The sequence below is a fragment of the Bacteroidales bacterium genome (genome assembly GCA_016707785.1).
Classification (GTDB): domain Bacteria; phylum Bacteroidota; class Bacteroidia; order Bacteroidales; family UBA4417; genus UBA4417.
This window is the reverse complement of the sequence record JADJGZ010000001.1, coordinates 294,502-315,571: the sequence shown is the minus strand read 5'-3', so window position 1 is coordinate 315,571 and position 21,070 is coordinate 294,502. Positions and strand designations below refer to the sequence as shown.

Sequence of the window (21,070 nt, the reverse complement as noted above, 5' to 3'; positions counted from 1 at the left end):
TGATAATTGAATATTTATTTAGTTGAAATACAGCTTAATACTTTTATTATGAAAAAGCTATCGACTCTTCTCTTTTTTCTATTAGTCCTATTAGATACGCAGGCACAAGTAACCTTAGTTCTGAATCCCGGGCCTGAAGACGGAAAAGATGCCAATATCCGGACGGATCAGCCAGGTTCCAATTACGGAAATAGTATGGATTTTATAGCCAATGCTTTTACTGCACAGAGCTTTTTCTTTGTCCAGAGAAGTTTCATGGCAATTGACCTTTCCTCTATCCCGCAAGGTGCACAAATACAACATGCTGATATCAGCCTATATTGCAATACGATCAGTGGACATGCTCAATATCAGTATGGAGAAAATGAATGTGTTTTACAAAGGGTAACCCAGGATTGGCAGGAATATGGCATCACCTGGGATAATCAGCCTCAAACTACTGCTGAGAATCAAGTACATTTATCCATCTCAACCCATCAGGTTGAAGACTACCCAAATATTGATATTACAGAATTGGTGAAAGATATGTTGCAAAATCCTTCAGAGAGCTATGGCCTGATGATCCGGTTAATCATAGAGGATCGTTATCGAACAATGGTTTTTGGCTCCTATGATCATCCCGATCCACTCAAACGTCCTGTAATCACTATCGTATATGATTCTTGCACAGCAGATCCTGTAAATGTAGCATTTTCATATTCAGCCGGAGATTCACTAACCATCGCTTTCAATGATATGTCAAATGGTGTAACAGAATGGAATTGGGATTTTGGTGATGGAACCTATTCTGATCAGCAGAATCCGATCCATACATACCTTTCTCATGATAATTACCAGGTATGTCTCACGGCTCGTAATATGTGTTTTTCCGGAACCTACTGTGATTCAGTTGAACTATGCTCCACTCCAATTGCCTTATTTCACCATAGTAACCTGAATGATAGTCTTGTTAGCTTTACTAATGCATCTCAAAATACAACAGGCTGGTTATGGGAGTTTGGAGATGGAATAGTTTCAACAGAAGAGAATCCTGTGCATTCCTATTCTTTCTCAGGGAACTACCAGGTATGCCTGTCAGCACTCAATCCATGTGGATACTCTGTATATTGTGAAGATGTAGAAGTTTGCAGGGAGGTGTTATCACATTTTTCCTTTGAAGTTGTTGATGATTCCATCGTCAGGTTTACAAACCTTTCGCAGCATGCAACAACCTGGCTTTGGGATTTCGGGGATGGAACTTATTCTACTGAGTTTGAACCGGAACATACTTTTGAGGTTCCTGCTGCTTATAGTGTGTGCCTGAGAAGTATGAATTCCTGCAGTGTTGAATCAGAGTGTAACAGGGTGGAACTTTTAGGTCCTCCTCAACAGACGCCTCTCACAGAACCTTTGATTATTTTCCCTAACCCCAGTCGATCGGGGTTCACCATAATGCTGCCTGATTCAATAAATTCAGGATTTGTCAGGGTGATGGATATGAACGGACATCTTGCTCACGAAAGGGTTATTGGTAATGATATTTCAGAGATTCAAATTCCAAAACTGGAAATTGGAATCTATGTTGTGGAAGTACAAATCGATGGCAGGAAATTTAAATACAAGATACTTGCACAATAAAGTTGGAGAATGGTAATAAGAAGTAAAGCACCCTTACGATTAAGTCTTGCCGGCGGAGGATCCGATGTTTCACCTTTCAGTGATCTTTATGGAGGTGCAATTTTAAACATTACACTGAATCTCTATGCTTATGCAAGTATAGAACCTACAACTGACGGATTGGTGACACTGGTGCAACCGGATAAAGGCCTTTCAGTGTCTTTTGAAGCCGGGGAAAAAGCAAATATCCAGGAAGGCTGGGAACTACAGACCGGTATTTATAACAGGATGTTGGATGATTTTATCAGGGAACCTTTGTCTTTTAGGCTCACAACAATGCTGGATGCCCCTGTGGGATCAGGATTAGGTACCTCATCCACGCTTGCAGTAGCTATTCTCGGAGCTTTTACAGAATGGCTTCATTTGCCACTGGGTGAATATGATATCGCCCACCTGGCTTATGCTATCGAAAGAATTGACCTTGGAATGGCAGGAGGAAAACAGGATCAATATTCCGCCACATTCGGAGGGGTAAATTTCATGGAGTTTTCCGGACAGGATCATGTAGTGGTGAATCCATTAAGAATTAAGGATGACTATCTGAATGAGCTAACTAATAATCTTTTACTCTATTATACCGGCACAACCCGTCAGTCTGCAAACATTATAAGTGTACAGCAGCAAAATGTGAAAGAGGGAAATATAAAATCAGTGGAAGCCATGCATCAGATGAAGACACAGGCCATCATGATGAAGGAAGCACTTCTTAAAGGGAATCTGGATAAGATAGGTGAGATATTGAATTATGGATGGCATTATAAGAAACAAATGGCAGAGGAAATTACAAATCCATTTATCGAGGAAATCTATGATACGGCTATGAATAATGGGGCAACAGGTGGAAAAATATCCGGTGCCGGTGGCGGTGGATTTATGGCCTTTTATTGCCCGGGGAACAGTCGCTTTACTGTCCAAAATGCATTGCTCAGATTCGGCGGATTCGTTCAACCCTATGAATTTACTTCTTGTGGGTTACGAACATGGACTATTTAACATTGGCCTTCAAGAAATTCAATGTACAATTTCCTGTCTGCATCAGAGTTAATAAATCAACCCCTATCTTTGTTCCTTTCAAGTCAATCATTTCCTGACTTTGAGCTGATTTCCCCGATCTTTAACCCATACTGATCCTAACCTGCTAATTACACAATGAAAGACATTATTATAGCGTCTATCCGTGAATCCATTTTTGTAAAAACAAAAGTTCTTGAGGATGAATACCTTATTCAAACAATAGGCGAATCAGCCCGTCAATTAATCAATTGCTTTGAATCAGGAGGAAAAGCTTTATTTTGTGGAAATGGAGGAAGCGCTGCTGATGCTCAACACCTCGCTGCTGAGCTATCAGGTCGGTTCAATTATGACCGGGAACCATTGAATGCTGAAGCTTTGCATGTGAATTCATCCTATATCACAGCCGTAGCAAATGATTATTCTTTCGATGAAGTTTATGCCAGGATGGTCAGGGGAACTGGAAAAGAAGGCGATATTCTGATAGGATTATCGACTTCAGGTAACTCACGTAATGTTATCAGGGCCTTTGAAGAAGCAAAATTGAAAAAAATGAAAACCATTGCATTTACCGGGGCTACCGGTGGAAAGCTGGCTTCATTCTCTGATTTCCTTCTAAAAGTACCATCTACTGAAACACCCCGGATTCAGGAGGCACATATTATGATTGGCCATATTATTTGTCAGATAGTTGAAAGTGGCTTATTCCCAAAAGGAAAATAGAAACCATTCTCATACCATTTCAATTGACATTTAAAACAAACCTACATGGCCGATGTTATCATTTTAGCGGGTGGATTGGGTAGCCGGTTACAAGGAGTACTCGGAAATATACCCAAATGCATGGCACCGATTGCAGGAAAACCATTCCTTGATTATCAGCTCGAATACCTTCAAAAAGAGGGCTTTAATCATGTGATTGTCTCAGTTGGTTACCTTAAAGAGCATATTATCAGCCATTTTCAGGTTCACTCAAAAAAATATTCAATTCAGTTTTCCATAGAGGATGAGCCATTGGGAACCGGTGGAGCCATCATGAAAGCACTTGATCTGTGTGAAACTAATTTAGTGTTAGTGCTGAATGGAGATACCTTTTTTCCTGTGGATATCAATAGGATGATTGAAATTCAAATAACAAAAGATGCAGATGCCTTAATTGCCATGAGGGAGGTTCCTGATGCAGGTCGATATGGGAGAATCCAGACAAACCTGGATGGAAGGATTACTAGTTTTAGTGAAAAAGATTCCTCCATGGAACCTGGTTTAATTAATGGAGGTATTTACCTGTTTAAAAGAGATTTAATTGAAAAAAGTGGCTTTAAAGGTCGGTTTTCGCTGGAACATGACCTTTTGCCACTGAGCTGCCAGACAAAAAAAGTATATGGAGTCCTTTACAATGATTATTTCATTGATATTGGGATACCTGAAGACCTGGAAAAAGCAAGAAAGGAAATTCCGAAAAATGAATAATCCAATAAACAAATTGGCCGCAGGGATCGTTAGTGGAGACTGGACACTCTTCCTTGATCGGGATGGTGTTATCAATCGCAGGATACCAGCGGATTACATTAAATCACCGGAACAATTTGAATTCCTGCCCGGGGTAAAGGAAGCACTTGCCATGACAAGTAGTCTGTTTCAAAAAATATTGGTAGTTACCAACCAGCAAGGAATTGGAAGAGGAGTCATGACTTCATCTGATCTGAATAAAATCCATGAAAAGATGATCAATGATATTGCAATGGCAGGGGGGAGGATAGACAAGGTATATTTTAGTCCTGATCTCAATCATACCGGAAGTTTCACCAGGAAACCGGCTGTCGGGCTTGGACTTAAAGCCAGGAAAGAATTCCCGGAAATCCGTTTCAAGAAAAGCATTATGGTAGGAGATACCTTCTCCGATATGTTATTTGGAAGGCGATTGGATATGACAAATGTGCTGATTTCTTCTGACGCTATGGAAATTAGGGTTTGCAGTGAATTGCCCGATTTTGTGTATCCTGATTTAATTAGCTTTGTGAATGAATTAGTTTTGGATAAACCCATCAAATAAACCGACGTTTGACCCCTTCAACCATTTTTATAGCTTTCCTGGCCTACACAGCCCTCCTTTTCTATGTCACCTGGCTCACAGCCCGGAAGGCAAATAATGAATCCTTCTTTATTGGAAATAAGACATCTCCATGGTATGTAGTGGCTTATGGTATGATAGGGGCATCTCTTTCAGGTGTTACTTTTATGTCGGTTCCCGGATGGGTTGGTACTACAGGATTCACTTATTTTATGGTGCTGGTTGGATACCTTTTCGGATACCTGGTGATTGCAACCGTTTTAATGCCAATGTATTACCGTCTGAACCTGACATCCATCTATTCCTATCTTGAACAAAGGTTTGGATTCTGGTCTTATAAAACCGGAGCCTTCTTCTTTATCCTTTCCAGGACTATTGGCGCCTCTTTCCGAATGTTTTTGGTAGTTAATGTGCTTCAGATATTTGTATTTGATGCCTGGAATGTACCTTTCGGATTAACTGTCTCAATATTTATTCTGCTCATTATACTCTATACCTTCAAAGGGGGGATCAAGACCATTATCTGGACTGATACCTTACAGACCACATTCATGCTGATTGCAGTAGGAATGTCGATTTACCTGATAAGTAAAGACCTGGGTTTTGGATTTGGTGAAATGATCACCACCGTTGTGAACAGTGACTATTCAAAAATGATTGAAACTGACTGGCAGAGTAAGCATTATTTCCTGAAACAAATCCTGAGCGGGATGTTCATTGCCATTGCGATGACCGGGCTCGACCAGGAAATGATGCAAAAGAACCTGAGTTGCAGAAATATCAAAGAAGCACAGAAAAATATGTTCAGCTTCAGTACAGTGCTGATATTTGTAAATCTAATGTTCCTGTTCCTGGGTGCTGTATTGTTTCTCTACGCAACACAACATGCAATAACACTCCCTGAGCGATCTGATGACCTTTTCCCTACCATCGCTATCAATCACCTTGGCCCTTTAGCCGGACTCATTTTCATTATTGGTTTGATTTCAGCTGCTTACCCTAGTGCCGATGGAGCACTTACTTCACTAACTACTTCTTTTTCAATCGATTTCCTGGGACTTCAGAAGAAAACCCACCTTGATGAAAAGGCACAGCAAAAGATCAGGTATTGGGTTCATATTAGCTTTGCAATCCTTTTATTGATAGTCATTATTGTTTTCAGAGCGATTAATGACAGGGCTGTGATCGATAAACTCTTTACAGTTGCAGGTTATACCTACGGGCCATTGTTGGGTCTTTTTGCATTCGGATTATTTACGAAACAGCAGGTAAAAGATGCTTGGGTGCCCGTCATTGCTTGTTTATCGCCAATCATCTGTTACTTCCTGAGTGAGAATTCTGAATTACTCTTTGGCGGGTATAAGATTGGTTTTGAACTGCTTCTTGTCAATGGAGCACTAACATTCCTCGGATTGGTAATACTCAGAAAAAGAAAAGTATGATGTTAATGGGATGTTTAAAACTTACGAGTCTCAGCAGGTCTCACTTTGCGCCCTTTCTTTAATTTTACCAGGCTAATATCTTTAGAACTATGTCAAATATTCGGTTTAAAGCACTTGAACTGGCAATTTCCAGGTCCAGGAGAATTTCGGAAAATAAGACTCAGAAAATCTCGGATTATTTTGGTGAACTTACTTTCAGTCCGGCAGTGATGACGGAATATCTCTCCAAGAAATCTATTGAAAGCTTAGAGGCTTCAATAAACAAAGGAGATAAGATTGATCGTAATTTAGCTGATCAGGTTGCCAATGCTTTAAAAGAATGGGCAATTTCTAAGGGTGCAACTCATTATACCCATTGGTTTCATCCATTAACAGGAGCCACTGCCGAAAAGCATGATTCGTTTCTAAACCCGGTAGGGGATGGGAAAGCTATTGAATATTTCAGCGGTAATGAGCTGATACAACAAGAGCCGGATGCTTCCAGTTTTCCTAGCGGTGGAATCCGAAATACCTTTGAAGCCAGGGGGTATACAGCATGGGACCCTACATCAACTGCATTCATCATGGATGATACCTTGTGTATCCCCACAATATTTGTTTCTTACACCGGGGAAGCTCTTGATTATAAGACACCTATGCTGAAAGCGCTGCATGCCTTGGATAAGGAAGCTACAGCTGTCTGCAAATATTTCGATTCTTCTGTTGAAAAGGTCATTGCTACCCTTGGCTGGGAGCAGGAATATTTCCTGGTAGATACAGCTCTTTTTCACGCCAGGCCTGATATGGCCCTGACAGGTCGCACGCTGTTTGGACATGCTTCTGCGAAGGATCAGCAACTTTCAGATCATTATTTTGGAACCATCCCTGAGAGGGTTATGGATTTCATGAAAGAATTTGAATATGAAGCTCACAGGCTAGGTATCCCGGTTAAGACAAGGCATAATGAAGTTGCTCCAAGCCAGTTTGAATGTGCCCCTGTTTTTGAGGAAACTAATGTGGCAGTCGATCACAACCAGTTGTTGATGCACATACTGGAAAAAGTAGCCAAAAGACATAACCTTACGATTCTGCTGCATGAGAAGCCCTATCAAGGCATCAATGGTTCCGGGAAACACAATAACTGGTCCTTGCAAACTAATACCGGTGCAAACCTCCTATCCCCGGGAAATACCCCTGGTTCTAATCTTCAGTTTCTCACCTTCCTGGTAAATATCATTAAAGCCGTTGATCAGTATGCTGATTTGCTCAGGTCAAGTATAGCATCTGCAAGCAATGATTTACGTTTAGGCGCAAATGAAGCTCCGCCGGCCATCATGTCAGTCTTTATTGGTTCCCAGCTTAGCCAGATTTTAAATGAAGTTGAAAATTCAACGGGAATTGCTAAAAAGCAGCCTGGTAATTCAATCCCGGCTGCATTGAATATACCTAAAATACCTGAAATTTTACTGGATAATACGGATAGAAACAGGACTTCACCTTTTGCCTTTACAGGGAATAAATTTGAATTCAGGGCAGTGGGTTCTTCCGAGAGTTGTGCTAAACCAATGATTGCACTTAACCTTATTGTAGCGGACCAATTGCGGATCTTCAGAGCAGAAGTGGATTCCATGCTTCAACAAGGACGGAAAAAGGAAGAGTCCATTTATGAAGTAATCAGGAAATATATTGCTGAATCAAGAAAAATACGTTTTGACGGTAACAGTTATAGTGATGACTGGATCCAGGAAGCAATTAAAAGAGGCCTCTCCAATATTTCCTCAACTCCTGATGCTTTGAAGGTTACGGTTAAACCTGAAATAGTAAGTTTATTTGAACATCACCAGGTTCTAAGCAAAAGAGAATTGTTGGCACGATTGGATATCAGCCTAGAAAACTACCTTAAAAAAGTTCAAATTGAATCAAGAGTTATTGGTGACCTCTCAATCAATCATATTATTCCAACAGCCATAAGATATCAAAATACCTTGATCGATAATGTAAAGGGTTTGAAAGAAGTGCTTGATAATAAAACTTTTGTGAAGCTTTCGAATAACCAGATGCAGAATATTAAAGAGATTTCGGAACATATATCAATCATCCGCACCCTGGTGCATGAAATGGTCGAAAGTAGAAAATTGGCTAATAAAATCGAAAACCTGGAAGCTAAAGCATTTGAATACAATCAAACCATTATTCCATTTTTCGAAACCATCCGGTATCACGTTGACAAACTGGAATTGTTGGTAGATGATGAATTATGGCCTCTGCCAAAATACAGGGAACTGCTTTTTATTCGATAAATATCAGATTAACAGAGGGTTTTAATCATCTAATTAAATAAACCCTTTATGTATGAACGGGTTAGTTCCTGCTTGGGATTACTGAAGAACTCATCTGCTGGCCCCTGTTCAATGATCTCTCCCAGGTACATAAAGATCGCATAGTCGGCAATTCTGCGTGCTTGCTGGAGACTGTGAGTCACTACGATAATGGTGTATTGACTTTTCAGATCAAAAAATTTCTTCTCTACCACTTCACTCGAAATGGGATCAAGCGCAGAAGTAGGTTCATCAGCTAAAATGATATCCGGATCCACCGCTAATCCTCTGGCAAGGCAAAGGCGCTGCTGCTGGCCGATAGAAAGTGATGAAGCTGGGTCATGAAGCCTGTCCTTTACCTCATCCCATAAATTTACAAGCTCAAGATAATGCTGAACCCTCTTTCTGAGTACTTGTTTGTTCTTTCTTCCACTGATCTTCAGTCCATACGCTACATTATTGAAAATATTCATAGGAAGGGGATAGGGCCTTTGTGAAAGCAATCCCATTCTTTTGCGAATCATTGTAATGTCAGAATCAGTATGCAAAATATCCTCGCCATCAATAACAATGGTTCCTTCTACCTTTACATTGGAATAAAGATCAGTCAGTCTGTTCATGCTTTTTAAAAGCGTTGTCTTCCCACAACCAGAAGGCCCGAGTATCACAGTAATCTGTTTCTCTGGAATACAGGTTGAAACATCCTTGAGGATATGTTGTTTCCCAATGTGGAGATTCAAATGGCTTATTTCAACTTTACATTTACTCATAAAGTTATTTGATTTTGTGCTTATGGTAACTTCTGGAAGAAACCCTGGAGACAAGGCTTATAATAAGGATGATCACAGTAAGAATAACGGCAGATGCATAGGCTCTTTGCTTCACTTCTTCAATGGGTGAACTAAGCTGGAAAAAGATAGCCAATGGCAGTGTTGCAGTAGGTTGTGTAAGGGAAGTGGGCAAATTGTCAGTATATCCGGTGGTAAAAAGAACAGAAGCCGCATCACCAATGGCCCTTCCAAATGAAAGAAGCATGGCTGTCGTAATCCCGGAGATGCATTGTTTAAAATAGACCTTGTATGATATTTCCGATTTAGTGGATCCCAGTGACAATGCAGATTCAAGTAATCCAACCGGCACAGTTTTCATTACTTCATCGATGGACCTGATCATGACGGGAATAATAAATAAGGTTACTGTTAACATTCCTGCGAGCAGAGAGGACCTCATCCCTAAGAATAACATCACACTAAAACCAAAAGCCCCATATACTATTGATGGAATTCCCCACATCACATCCAGCATGAAACGAATGGAGCTCACAAGTTTCCTGAATTTGTACATATGAATGTTAATGAAGAGAGAGACAGGGAATCCGATGAGAAAGGCAATAATTGTTGCACCAATAGCAAGATACAGCGATCCCAGGATAGCATTTAATATGCCTCCCTCTTTCCCGAAATAGAATCCTCCTTTTGGTAACTGGCTGATCATACTCCAGGAAACTGCAGGTAATCCGTATTTGAGAATACTATAGATGATCATACATAAGGAAAACAAAATCAAAGAAGTAGCAAGGAACATTACTACCCTGAAAAAGAGTTCTTCATATTTCCTTATTTGAGTCATTTTCATATTAGCCTATATTTTTCTCCAGTCGATGAATCAGCCATCGTGAAACAACATTGAACAATATCACTATTACCAATAGTACCAAAGCAGCCAGCATTAAAGCTGAATCATACATTGGGATGGAAAGCATTTCACCATAATTGTTGGCAATCAAAGCCGGGAGAGGATATCCTGGCTGGAGGGCCCCAGTAGGAATCTGGGTTACATTTCCCACTACCATGAGAACGGCAATGGTTTCGCCAAAAGCTCTTGACAACCCCAAACTAAAGGCAGACACAATCCCGGGAAATGCTTTTTTGAGTAGTACATGTTTTATCACCATCCAGCGTGTGGCTCCCAATGAAAGGGTGACTTCAGTAAGTTCTTCAGGGATCGTTCGGAATACCTCAATGAGGATATTCAAAATGAAAGGTATGATCATGACTGCCAGTACAATACCACCACTTAAAATACTGTAGCCGGTAATTTGCTTATCGAAAATAGGGCCAATAAAATCACCTACCCAGGGAACAATCACCAGCACACCCCAAACTCCAAAAATTACAGAGGGTATTCCAGCCAGGATATCTATCACAGGATGCATGATCCTTAAAACAATGGGTTTGGCATATTGCGTAAGATGTATTGCAGATAAGAGGCAAATCGGGCCAGCCAGTATCAAGGCAATGATCGTTACCCATAAGGAGCTGATAATAAAAGGAGCTAGCCCAAAATGACCGGAAAGGGGTTTCCAGCTAGTTGAAAACAGTATCTGAAATAAGGACTGATCTTTAAGCAGGGGGGCTGATTTCAGGTAAAGACCAATTCCAAGTAAGATGGGCAGCAGCATTGAGAATGCCAATGCAATGACCATCCATAAAGTGTGGGCCTTGTTCCTGTTATACCTGTTTAAAAGTGCAAATTTCAATGATAACTTTGTTTTTATTACAAATATACTTTTCTGTATTCCCGCAGATGATTGTATCAATAAAAATAAATGTCTATCAATCTGATAAACAGCCTAATGGTGTATTAATGCATGTCTAACAATGATAGAATAACAGTATACAAAGATAGTTGGTTCACTTATATGAATAAACTCACGAAAAGTAAGTTCAAAGCAATAAAATTGAATTATTGGGAAAATCCATTAATTTTGAACAAATGTTCTATTTGATACTGGAATTCAATGAAAAAACAGTTTATCTTTCTATTACTAACAGGATTCATTTCTGCCGGAAGTGTTTTCGCTCAGATCGATGTGCAAAAAGTAGGACGCGACTTAATTGAGCCTTCCCAGGATGGATTTTTTTATTCACTTCCCCGCACAGGAATAAGGGTTGATATTGAAGTAAAAAAAACGCAAAGAATTAAAGGCCCCTATTCAGAATTTGCGGATAAATATCTGGGACTATCACAAGTTGTAAATCTCAATAGTATTGAATATGAGATTTCTACAGTCAAACTTTCAATCGTTAATTCCCCGGATCCTGAAGAATACTATTTTGTAAAAAGTACTGGTAGTAAAAAGGACAGACAATCCCTAGAACTCTCCTTGTCGGAAAAAGGCTCACTTATTGGAGTAGAAGGGAAAAACCGGAAATTTTCGGACGATACCGATTCAAAAACAATAGCTGCTTCACGACTTTCTGTCCCGGAGGTTTCAAACCCCACAATGTTTGAACGGGTTGATACTGTAATCAGAAGAATTAGTGTAGATACTACTACCATTGAACAGAAAGTGTTTAAGAAGATTTCTTCAGCTAAAACCCCGGAACAAAAGGCTAAAGAGGCTGCTGATTTTATCCTGAAACTGGATGAAAGCATGTTTAATCTTATTAATGGTTACCAGGAAGTTAGTTATGAAAAAGGTACAATGGAATATATGTATGCCCAGATGGAAAAATTGAAGAATGATTATCTTCAACTTTTTAAAGGAGTTACCGGGGTGTACAAAGAGAATTTTTCCTTTACCTATTTTCCAACAAAAGAAAATGACCCTTCAACAATAACGCTCTGTAGGTTTTCATTGAGCAAAGGGATAATGGATAAGTCACTAAATGCAGGCGACCAGATTCAACTGGAAATTCAGAGCCTTGAAAGGTTAAAAGGGATTCGCAACTTTATTACCCAACGAAATCAAACCGATTCTAAAGCAAAAGGCATTTATTATTGTATTCCGGAAGAAGCATTGATTTCAATAAAGATCGGCGGACAAGTAAAGATTGAGTCACAATTCCCCATCAATCAAATGGGTATTGTTACCTTCCTGCCCTCAACTTCTACCGATAATCTGGAGCTCTACAACAATACAGGAGGCTTAAAACACGTTAAAGTCTGGTAAACAGATCAGCCTATGAAGTTAATAGAAGTGGTCAGCCGGGTGGTAAAAATTTCGTTGTTGCCTAGTCTTCAATGGAAAGTAATTAGAGAAGATACTGATAGTAGCAAAGAACTTCTTCTGGGTTATGCTTTTCCTGTCATTCTATTTAGTGCTATTGGACGTTCCATAGGACTATTTATCAGTGTAAAGCCGGTTTTAGGTTTCTCCTGGATGTTATTGTATGTCCTGTCATTCAACCTTGTTTCATGGGTTGCCATTCCTTATCTCCTGATAATATTTGCTACTTATCTGATCTCTTTTGCGATCCCTCGCCTGGGTATAGCAACCGATTTTAATAAAACACTAAAATTGGTGCTGTATACTTTTACTCCTCTTTTTATAGCAACATTCATCATTTATCTGCATCCATTGCTGCGGATACTCATTCCTTTGGGAATTTATGTATTCCTTGCCTATACTTTCTACATATACTGGTATGGAGTGAAGGAACTCTTCCTCATCAGCCTGGAGAAAAAGATTGGATTCATTGTGGTAACCATTGCACTGGCTTTTGGAGCAATTTTCATTGCTCAGCACATTTATGGACTTCTGATCGACTGGTTTGTTCCCGGAATGGAAGCGTATGTAAAGTAGAACCTGGATTAACTGATAGCTTTCCTGATTTTGATCAATATCTCCATCAATTCTTCTACCCGGTCCAATGCCAGCATGTTGGCACCATCCGACTTTGCCTGAGCCGGATCAGGGTGAGTTTCAATGAATAATCCATCCACCCCGACTGCAATACCAGCTTTGGCTATCGTAGGGATGAGGTCAGGCCTTCCACCTGTGACGCCTGAAGATTGATTGGGTATTTGCAATGAATGTGTTACATCCAGAACCACAGGCAGACCTGATTTCTGCATTTCAGGAATATTTCGGTAATCCACCAGGAGGTCATGATATCCGAACATGGAACCTCTCTCAGTAAGCATGATTTTTTGATTTCCTGTTTCTCTGACCTTTTCAGCAGCAAACTGCATTGTCTCTGCAGAAGCAAACTGACCTTTTTTAATATTGACCACTTTTCCTGTTTTCCCGGCTGCTTCAAGCAAACTGCTTTGTCTGCATAGAAAAGCCGGTATCTGGAGGATATCAACATATTCTGCCGCCATGAAGGCATCTGATTCTGAATGAATATCAGTAATTACAGGGATGATGAATTTTTTACTGATAGCCTTTAGAAGTTCCAGAGCCTTAATATCGCCAATCCCGGTAAAGGAGCTGCTTTTCGATCGATTGGCTTTCCTGAAGGATGCTTTGAAGATTAAAGGAATGGAATATTTGTCAGAAATCATGACCAATTGTTCTGCAACTCTCCATGGATTGCTTTCATCTTCCACAACACATGGGCCTGCAATTAAAAAAAAGTTACCTGAATCGGTATATTTTAATCCTGGGAGATAATCATTGATTTGCATGGGCTGTAGATGATATTTTCAGACTAATAGACTGTTTAAGTTTAATTGTATTCGGGTTTATTAATATTCTGAATTCTTGAATTCTCCCACAGGGAATTCTGGATTCTTGGATTCTTGAATCTTGGATTCTTGAATTCTTGAATTCTTGAATTCTTTTACCCGCCACTTTAGTAATGATATTTTTCTTTCCAACGTTTTTTCAACAGTTCCCTTGTTTCAAATTCCCGGGCATTTTTACCGGGATCATAAAATCGTGTACCTGAAAGTTTATCAGGCAGAAACTCGAGATCGACAAAATTCCCTTCAAACTGATGTGCGTATTGATAATCCTTCCCATAGCCAATGTTCTTCATGAGTCGGGTAGGGGCGTTTCTGAGATGTAAAGGAACAGGGAGGTCGCCATATTTTTCAACAGCAGCAAGGGCATCTTCAATAGCCATATAACTTGCATTGCTTTTAGCTGAATTAGCAAGATAAATGGCAGTTTGAGAGAGAATGATCCTGCTTTCAGGATATCCAATTTTATTCACAGCATCAAAACAGCTGCTGGCCAATAATAAAGCATTGGGATTAGCATTTCCGATGTCTTCTGAAGCCAGGATTAACATCCTCCTGGCAATAAATAGCAGGTCTTCTCCTGCATTAATCATCCGCGCAAGCCAATATACTGCTCCATTCGGATCAGACCCTCTGAGCGACTTTATAAAGGCTGAAATGACATCGAAATGAATTTCACCTGATTTATCATACATGGCAATATTTTGCTGTATGATGGAAAGGGTATTTTCATTATCGATGATTACCGCCTTATCTGATGCTGACAAGGCATTTACAACAATATCAACGGCATTGAGAAGTTTTCTGGCATCTCCGCCTGATACTCTGAGAAGTGCCTCTGATTCTTTCACTTCAATACGAATACCCAGGTTTAGTTCAAGCTGTTGCCGGGCATTTTCTATAATAGTCAGCAAATCCTCCACTTCCAGAGGTTTGAGGATGTAAACATTACACCTGGAAAGAAGAGGGGATATTACTTCGAATGAAGGGTTTTCAGTGGTTGCACCAATAAGGATTACAATACCTTTTTCAACAGCACCCAATAAGGAATCCTGCTGCGACTTGCTGAAGCGATGGATTTCGTCGATGAAAAGAATGGGTTGAGAAGATTCCTTCCTGGCATTTTCAATAACTTCTCTCACTTCCTTTACTCCCGAATTGATGGCACTTAAGGTATGGAAGGGACGACCGGTACTCTGAGCAATGATTAAGGCTAAGGTCGTTTTTCCAACGCCTGGCGGACCCCAGAAAATCATGGAATGTACTTTCCCATTCTCAATCATATTTCTGAAAGCAGTGCCCTTCCCAGCCAGGTGTTGCTGTCCGATATAGTTATCAAGACTGGAGGGCCTGAGTAATTCAGCTAATGGAACTGCGTATTTGCCAGTGTTTTCCAATCTCGAACAAGGATTTGATTTTCTATACAAACTTACACAATAAATCTGTGACCTAGTTCTGCCCATTATGAAGATTTTCATATTATAACAGCATCAATATTTAGATATTGCCAACCAAAATCCTTTGAGGATGCTACTTATATTATTTGATTAAACAAAAAAGTTATCAACAAGCAAAATGTTAATAATCTGAATATTAGGGACATACAGGATTAAAAAAAATATTTTTGATTTTTATGTTAGAAAGATGTTACATCAATGAAAATAGCAGTACTTTTGCAGCGTTTTTTAATTAAACCGCGTCATGAAAAAATTATTCGCATTATTACTCGTTGCTGGTATGGTTGCTGTTGTTGCATGTGGCCCTAGCGCAGAAGAAAAAAGAGCTAAAGAAGTAGCTGATTCAACTTTACTTGCTGATTCATTAGCACAGGTACAAGCTGCTGAGCAGGCTAAAATGGATTCATTAGCAAAAGTAACAGCTGATTCAATTGCAGCTGCTGCTCATGCTGATTCATTAGCAAAGAAGCTCATCAAGTAATTAAGGAGTTAAATCCTTATTAAGAAAAGGAGCTGAATAAGCTCCTTTTTTTATTTGTATATCATTTCTATATTTGTATTCAGCTATTGATATAATCCCTGAAAATAACATGCGACATATTAGTTCCATCGATTTGAAAACCAAATTGGACCAGGGAGAGGATATTCAGATCATTGACACACGTGACCCAATAAAATTTGAAGAGTGTCATATTCCCGGTGCTATTAATATTCCCCAGGTAGATTTACCGGAAAAAATGGATTTGATTGCAAAAAATATTCCCGTAGTGATTTATTGCCTTTATGGAGTGAAAAGTGAAGCTCCCTACCTTTTTCTCAGGGAGAAAATGAAAATGAAAAATGTGTCCATTCTTGAGGGTGGGATCTATCAATGGGCTAATGATGTTGATCAGTCATTGCCAGTTTTCTGATATCAAAATGTAAGTGGGGTTTATCCTATCCTGATTCCAATTCCTAAAAGTATTCTGAAAGCAACGAGTGCGATTATGGTTACAACCATAGGACGAAGCATATACCTAATAGACTTCTCTTTCTCATCGAAAAAAAAGATGGTATTTCTGTGAAATCCCAAAAATAGGGGGATCAGAATAAATCCCGGAGTGATGATCAGCAAAAGCTCATATATTGAGAGAGGGAAACGAATGAAGATAATTATAATGGTTGAAATCAGGTAAGGATAAATAAATTGCTGCAACTTGAATGCCCTCCGGGTTTCATGTCTGCTTGAATTATAATAGGAATTCGCAGAGAGATACATTGGCTTGACCAGCAGGCTGCCAGTCCCAAGGATGATAAGTAAGCCTAAAAATAACAAGAGCATTCTCTCTGTTTCTTTGAAGTACATCCATTCATACACATATCCCATCCCTTCATAAATGAATGCCCCAAGAACTATTGACCCCACAAACATATTGAGGCCATGTACAAATACCCAGAAAAATAATAGCTTAAGTACACCTTCCAATGTCATCGCCTTGATGAATACTACCAGTCCAATCAAACCAAAAACGAGTGATATAGTGCAACCAGAAGAGAAAACCATCTTCACGGAATCAAATGTCCATGAATGGGCATCAACAATAAAAAGTACTTTGTTGTGGTAAAGTATGGCTGGAATGTCAAAGTAACTGGCAGTAAAAGCAGTCACTAACTGAAAGAAGAAGTAAATAATGAAATAAGCTAACAGATAATAGACTGTAGAATTGACTAAGATTCCTGCAAATTTTCCCGGAGTTGAGTTCATCTTTTCAAATATAAAATATCCTGCTTTTATTAATTTCATTGTGTTCTATGAAATTAATAACGTGGAATAAGCTATTTCCATTCGATTATTAAAAATCAACAAACCCTGATTCTATGCTATCAGAACCAGATTTAAAGATAATAATAATTCTTGCAATATTTACAGTTGCCCTATATCAGCTATCTGGGCGGATGAATAAACTCCTTCATCCTGTTTCTTGCGGATTTCCTTAAAAGCTTCTATAGTATATCTTACATCTTCAAGTGTATGATCTGCAGTTGGAATTAACCTGATCAGAATCACTCCTTTAGGCACAACTGGGTAGGTTACAATTGAACAGAATATATTATAGTTTTCTCTTAGGTCAACTGTGATATTGGTAGCTTCAGGTATGGTGCCATTGAGCATTACAGGAGTAACAGGCGATCCTGAAGGTCCAATATTAAAACCTGAGTCGACCAGTCCTTTTTGCAGAGCATTTACAATTAGCCATAGCTTTTCCCTGTACTCTGGTTGAGTCCTTACAATCTCAAGTCTTTTCAAGGCTCCGATTACCATAGGCATAGGCAGTGATTTTGCAAAAATCTGGGACCTCATATTGTGTTTCAGGAAGTCAATTACAGGTTCTGTAGTAGCTACGAAGCCACCAATTCCAGCCATGGCTTTGGCAAAAGTGCCAAAGTACATATCAACACCATCCTGTACACCAAAATGTTCATCTGTACCTGCCCCGGTTGGACCCATTGTGCCGAATCCATGCGCATCATCAATAAGGAGGCGGAAATTAAACTCTTTCTTTAATTCTACAATCTCATCAATCTTCCCAAGATCCCCTGTCATTCCATACACTCCTTCAGTAATCACCAGAATTCCTCCACCTGATTGGTCGGTAAGCCGGGTGGCTCTTTCTAATCCTTTTCTCAGATTGTCAATATTATTATGTGGATAAACAAACCGTTTTCCCATATGTAATCTCAACCCATCAATTATGCAGGCATGTGCTTCACTATCATACACTACAACATCATTTCTGTCGAGCATAGCATCAATTACTGATAGCATTCCCTGGTACCCGAAATTGAAAAGATAAGCAGCTTCTTTTTTTACATAGGATGCGAGTTCCCTTTCAAGCTTTTCATGAAAATCTGTCTGGCCACTCATCATACGAGCTCCCATAGGATAAGCCAGTCCCCATCTTTCTGCTGCTTCTGCATCTGCTTTCCTCACTTCCGGATGATTGGCGAGTCCAAGATAGTTATTCAGGCTCCAGATCAATCTTTCTTTGCCCCTGAAAATCATTTTATTGCTAATCTCACCTTCAAGTTTTGGAAACATGAAATACCCGTCTGCCTTCTTTGCATACATACCTAATGGGCCCAAGTTTTTTACCCGTTTTTCAAAAAGATCCACTGCGCTTAATTTTTAGGTTAATTTTAAATCAGATTGCTGTTGCAAAACTAAGGAATTCTTGCTTGCTGGTCAGTCAGACAAAAAAAAACATTATCAACCAATTCAGGTTAATAATGAAGTACTATTGAAATTTGACTATAAAATCTCTTAACTTTTTTTGGGACTTTGCTAAGCATAAGCAACGTAATTTTGAATTTATAATTCTTGCACCGGATTATCTATGGATATCAGCAAAAGCATACAGGAGCCAGTGGTTATACATTGGTTTCGAAGGGATCTTCGACTCCACGACAACACCTCTCTCATCAAAGCTCTTGAATCAGGCTATAAAGTGTTGCCAGTATTTATCTTTGATGACGAAATACTTGCCCCTCTAAAAAAACAAGACCCCCGAATCAGTTTTATCTACCAGGCTCTAAATGGCATTCATTTGCAATTGGCTGAAGTAAACTCCGGAATTCTTATTCAAAAAGGGACTCCTTTAAAAGTTATGGAGAACCTGGCTGGTGTTTACAACGTGCAGGCTGTATATGCCAATCATGATTATGAACCCTATGCTGTTAAAAGGGATGAAGCAGTAAATGAAATGCTTTCAAAGAAAGGGATCGCATTTGTAACTGCCAAAGACCAGGTAATTTTTGAAAAGAATGAAATCAGCAAGATTCAGGGTGGCACTTATACCATATTCACTCCTTACAGCAATGCCTGGAAGAGCAAATTCCAATCAGAGCAGGATTCTTTTAAGCCACAAAATATCAGCAAAAGTCATCTGTTTAAATTCGCTTCAGGTAACTTCAATTTCCCATCATTAGAATCACTTGGCTTTACTGAAATTAAAGGGATTTTTCAAGCACCTGCAATTGATGAATGTAAGATTAAAGAATATGATGCTGTAAGGGACTTTCCACACCTGGATGCTACCTCCCGATTGAGTATTCATTTGCGTTTTGGTACGATAAGTATCAGGGAAATAATACATAAAGCCCTGGTACTAAATGTTACCTGGCTGAATGAACTTATATGGAGAGAGTTTTTTATGCAGATTTTATGGCATTATCCTCATGTTGTGGAGAATAGTTTTAAGCCAGTTTATGATCGAATTCAATGGAGGAATAATGAGGCGGAATTTAGCCGCTGGTGTGAGGGAAAAACAGGCTATCCATTGGTAGATGCCGGGATGAGGGAGTTAGCTGCGACTGGCTTTATGCATAATAGGGTCAGAATGATTACAGCTTCTTTTCTAGTAAAAGATCTTTTGATAGATTGGAGGTGGGGGGAATCCTGGTTTGCTGAAAAATTAATGGATTTTGAACTTTCCTCCAACAATGGTAATTGGCAATGGGCGGCAGGTACAGGCTGTGATTCAGCCCCATATTTCAGAATATTTAATCCGGATACTCAGACCCAAAGATTTGACCCGAATCTGATCTATATCAGGAAGTGGATTCCTGAACTGGAATCAGGTGAATACCCATCCAGGATTGTCGATCATTCATTCGCCCGGAAACGTTGCCTGGAAGCATATGCAGTTGTTAAGGGATAGATTAACTGGTATTCTGAATGAAGCTACAGAATACAACCATCAGAAATAAATTTAACTAACAGTAAATAAGTAATATAACATAATTTTTCAGTGACAATAAGGCTGTATAAATTGCGTTATTAATATTCATCCAAAATTTGTACTTTTGCAAAATGGTAAAAAGGCGTTATCTTATCTTATTATTCTCTGCTGTTCTTGTATTCACATCATGCAGTAAATACCAGAAGTTACTGAAAAGTTCTGACAATGAACTGAAGTATACGAAGGCTATCGAATTCTATGATGACGGAGAATATTATAAAGCTCAACAGTTATTTGATCAGATTCTGGTTTTCTTCAGAGGTACTGAACGAGCTGAAAAGATTGCCTATTATAATGCTTATTGCTACTATAAAGAAAAGGATTACATCCTGGCAGGCTATTATTTTGGCAATTTTACCTCCAGTTACCCTAGCAGCCAATATGCTGAAGAATGTGCATTTATGAGTGCTTATTGCAGTTATCATGATTCTCCGGCACCAAGTCTTGATCAGACCAATACTCAAGCTGCCATAGCTTCTCTGCAGTTATTCATAAACCAGTATCCAAATAGTCAAAGGATTGATCAATGTAATCAACTCATTGATGAATTAAGAGAAAAACTCGAAAAGAAGGCTTTTGATATTGCAATGCTCTATTACAAAATGGATGATTATAAAGCCGCAATACTTGCTTTGAATAATCTGTTAAAAGAATACCCTGATACCAAAGAGAGGGAAAAAGTTCTCTATTCGCTGCTGGATGCTAAGTATGAATATGCAGTAAACAGTGTTCAGGAAAAGAAAAAGGAAAGGCTGGAAGCAGCCCTGGAAGCTTTCAAAGTTATTCACTCAGAATTCCCTGCTGGTGCCTATGCATCTGAATCTTCGGCAATTCAAAAGAATCTTCTGAAAGAGATGAAATTAAATTAGTGTAAAAATCATTTTTA

General features: G+C 39.3%; 20 protein-coding genes. 13 read left to right on the top strand and 7 right to left on the bottom strand.

The genetic code is table 11. The features are described from left to right. Positions 1-48: 48 nt before the first annotated feature. The 7 genes from IPH84_01285 (at position 49) to IPH84_01255 (ending at position 8,459) form a co-directional block, all read left to right on the top strand. Positions 49-1,617, top strand: a complete 1,569-nt coding sequence (locus IPH84_01285) for a DNRLRE domain-containing protein (protein ID MBK7171875.1) — start codon at positions 49-51, stop codon at positions 1,615-1,617. A 9-nt stretch (positions 1,618-1,626) separates the two neighbouring features. Next, positions 1,627-2,649 carry a dehydrogenase gene (locus tag IPH84_01280; GenBank protein ID MBK7171874.1) on the top strand — a complete coding sequence of 341 codons (1,023 nt, stop codon included), beginning with the start codon at positions 1,627-1,629 and terminating at the stop codon, positions 2,647-2,649. A gap of 156 nt (positions 2,650-2,805) precedes the next feature. Continuing rightward, a complete protein-coding gene (locus IPH84_01275; protein ID MBK7171873.1) occupies positions 2,806-3,390 on the top strand; it encodes a D-sedoheptulose 7-phosphate isomerase in 585 nt (194 codons plus the stop codon). A gap of 45 nt (positions 3,391-3,435) precedes the next feature. Then, positions 3,436-4,137: a nucleotidyltransferase family protein gene (locus IPH84_01270; protein ID MBK7171872.1), complete on the top strand. Its 702-nt coding sequence runs from the start codon at positions 3,436-3,438 to the stop codon at positions 4,135-4,137. After that, positions 4,130-4,720 carry an HAD-IIIA family hydrolase gene (locus IPH84_01265; GenBank protein MBK7171871.1) on the top strand — a complete coding sequence of 197 codons (591 nt, stop codon included), beginning with the start codon at positions 4,130-4,132 and terminating at the stop codon, positions 4,718-4,720. Before IPH84_01270 ends, IPH84_01265 begins: the two co-directional genes overlap by 8 nt. An 8-nt stretch (positions 4,721-4,728) precedes the next feature. Further along, entirely contained in the window at positions 4,729-6,180 is a 1,452-nt protein-coding gene (locus tag IPH84_01260; GenBank protein MBK7171870.1) for a sodium:solute symporter, read from the top strand. 89 nt (positions 6,181-6,269) lie between these two features. Beyond that, positions 6,270-8,459 (top strand): glutamine synthetase III, encoded by a 2,190-nt coding sequence (locus IPH84_01255; GenBank protein ID MBK7171869.1) that lies wholly within the window; start codon positions 6,270-6,272, stop codon positions 8,457-8,459. A 29-nt stretch (positions 8,460-8,488) separates the two neighbouring features. Here IPH84_01255 and IPH84_01250 read toward each other — a convergent pair whose 3' ends face one another. From IPH84_01250 to pstC, 3 genes are read right to left on the bottom strand one after another with little or no spacing between them, the layout of a single operon-like run. Beyond that, entirely contained in the window at positions 8,489-9,247 is a 759-nt protein-coding gene (locus IPH84_01250) for a phosphate ABC transporter ATP-binding protein (GenBank protein MBK7171868.1), read from the bottom strand. A 4-nt stretch (positions 9,248-9,251) separates the two neighbouring features. Beyond that, positions 9,252-10,112 (bottom strand): ABC transporter permease subunit, encoded by an 861-nt coding sequence (locus IPH84_01245; GenBank protein MBK7171867.1) that lies wholly within the window; start codon positions 10,110-10,112, stop codon positions 9,252-9,254. Between the two features lies 1 nt (position 10,113). After that, positions 10,114-10,962, bottom strand: coding sequence for a phosphate ABC transporter permease subunit PstC (gene pstC / locus IPH84_01240; GenBank protein MBK7171866.1), 849 nt, complete (start codon positions 10,960-10,962; stop codon positions 10,114-10,116). A gap of 315 nt (positions 10,963-11,277) precedes the next feature. Between pstC and IPH84_01235 the strand changes: the two genes are divergently transcribed. Together IPH84_01235 and IPH84_01230 are read left to right on the top strand one after the other, a co-directional pair. Further along, positions 11,278-12,432, top strand: a complete 1,155-nt coding sequence (locus tag IPH84_01235; protein ID MBK7171865.1) for a DUF4831 family protein — start codon at positions 11,278-11,280, stop codon at positions 12,430-12,432. 12 nt (positions 12,433-12,444) lie between these two features. Continuing rightward, a complete protein-coding gene (locus IPH84_01230) occupies positions 12,445-13,065 on the top strand; it encodes a DUF1282 family protein (protein ID MBK7171864.1) in 621 nt (206 codons plus the stop codon). An 8-nt stretch (positions 13,066-13,073) separates the two neighbouring features. Here the strand turns inward: IPH84_01230 and kdsA are convergent, their stop codons facing one another. Next, on the bottom strand, positions 13,074-13,892 hold the full coding sequence (gene kdsA, locus IPH84_01225) for a 3-deoxy-8-phosphooctulonate synthase (GenBank protein MBK7171863.1): 819 nt from the start codon (positions 13,890-13,892) through the stop codon (positions 13,074-13,076). A gap of 167 nt (positions 13,893-14,059) precedes the next feature. Next, positions 14,060-15,412 carry a replication-associated recombination protein A gene (locus IPH84_01220; protein ID MBK7171862.1) on the bottom strand — a complete coding sequence of 451 codons (1,353 nt, stop codon included), beginning with the start codon at positions 15,410-15,412 and terminating at the stop codon, positions 14,060-14,062. A 238-nt stretch (positions 15,413-15,650) separates the two neighbouring features. On the opposite strand from IPH84_01220, the gene IPH84_01215 reads away from it, so the two are divergent. Both IPH84_01215 and IPH84_01210 read left to right on the top strand, forming a co-directional pair. After that, positions 15,651-15,887, top strand: a complete 237-nt coding sequence (locus IPH84_01215) for a hypothetical protein (protein ID MBK7171861.1) — start codon at positions 15,651-15,653, stop codon at positions 15,885-15,887. A gap of 109 nt (positions 15,888-15,996) precedes the next feature. Continuing rightward, positions 15,997-16,317, top strand: coding sequence for a rhodanese-like domain-containing protein (locus tag IPH84_01210; GenBank protein MBK7171860.1), 321 nt, complete (start codon positions 15,997-15,999; stop codon positions 16,315-16,317). Between the two features lie 20 nt (positions 16,318-16,337). Here the strand turns inward: IPH84_01210 and IPH84_01205 are convergent, their stop codons facing one another. Together IPH84_01205 and IPH84_01200 are read right to left on the bottom strand one after the other, a co-directional pair. Next, positions 16,338-17,189 (bottom strand): hypothetical protein, encoded by an 852-nt coding sequence (locus IPH84_01205; protein MBK7171859.1) that lies wholly within the window; start codon positions 17,187-17,189, stop codon positions 16,338-16,340. Positions 17,190-17,309: 120 nt separating this feature from the next. Then, positions 17,310-18,560, bottom strand: coding sequence for an aminotransferase class I/II-fold pyridoxal phosphate-dependent enzyme (locus IPH84_01200; GenBank protein MBK7171858.1), 1,251 nt, complete (start codon positions 18,558-18,560; stop codon positions 17,310-17,312). Positions 18,561-18,780: 220 nt separating this feature from the next. Here IPH84_01200 and IPH84_01195 point away from each other — a divergent pair, with 220 nt between their 5' ends. Further along, positions 18,781-20,103, top strand: coding sequence for a deoxyribodipyrimidine photo-lyase (locus IPH84_01195; GenBank protein ID MBK7171857.1), 1,323 nt, complete (start codon positions 18,781-18,783; stop codon positions 20,101-20,103). A gap of 152 nt (positions 20,104-20,255) precedes the next feature. Further along, on the top strand, positions 20,256-21,053 hold the full coding sequence (bamD, locus tag IPH84_01190) for an outer membrane protein assembly factor BamD (protein MBK7171856.1): 798 nt from the start codon (positions 20,256-20,258) through the stop codon (positions 21,051-21,053). Positions 21,054-21,070 lie beyond the last annotated feature (17 nt).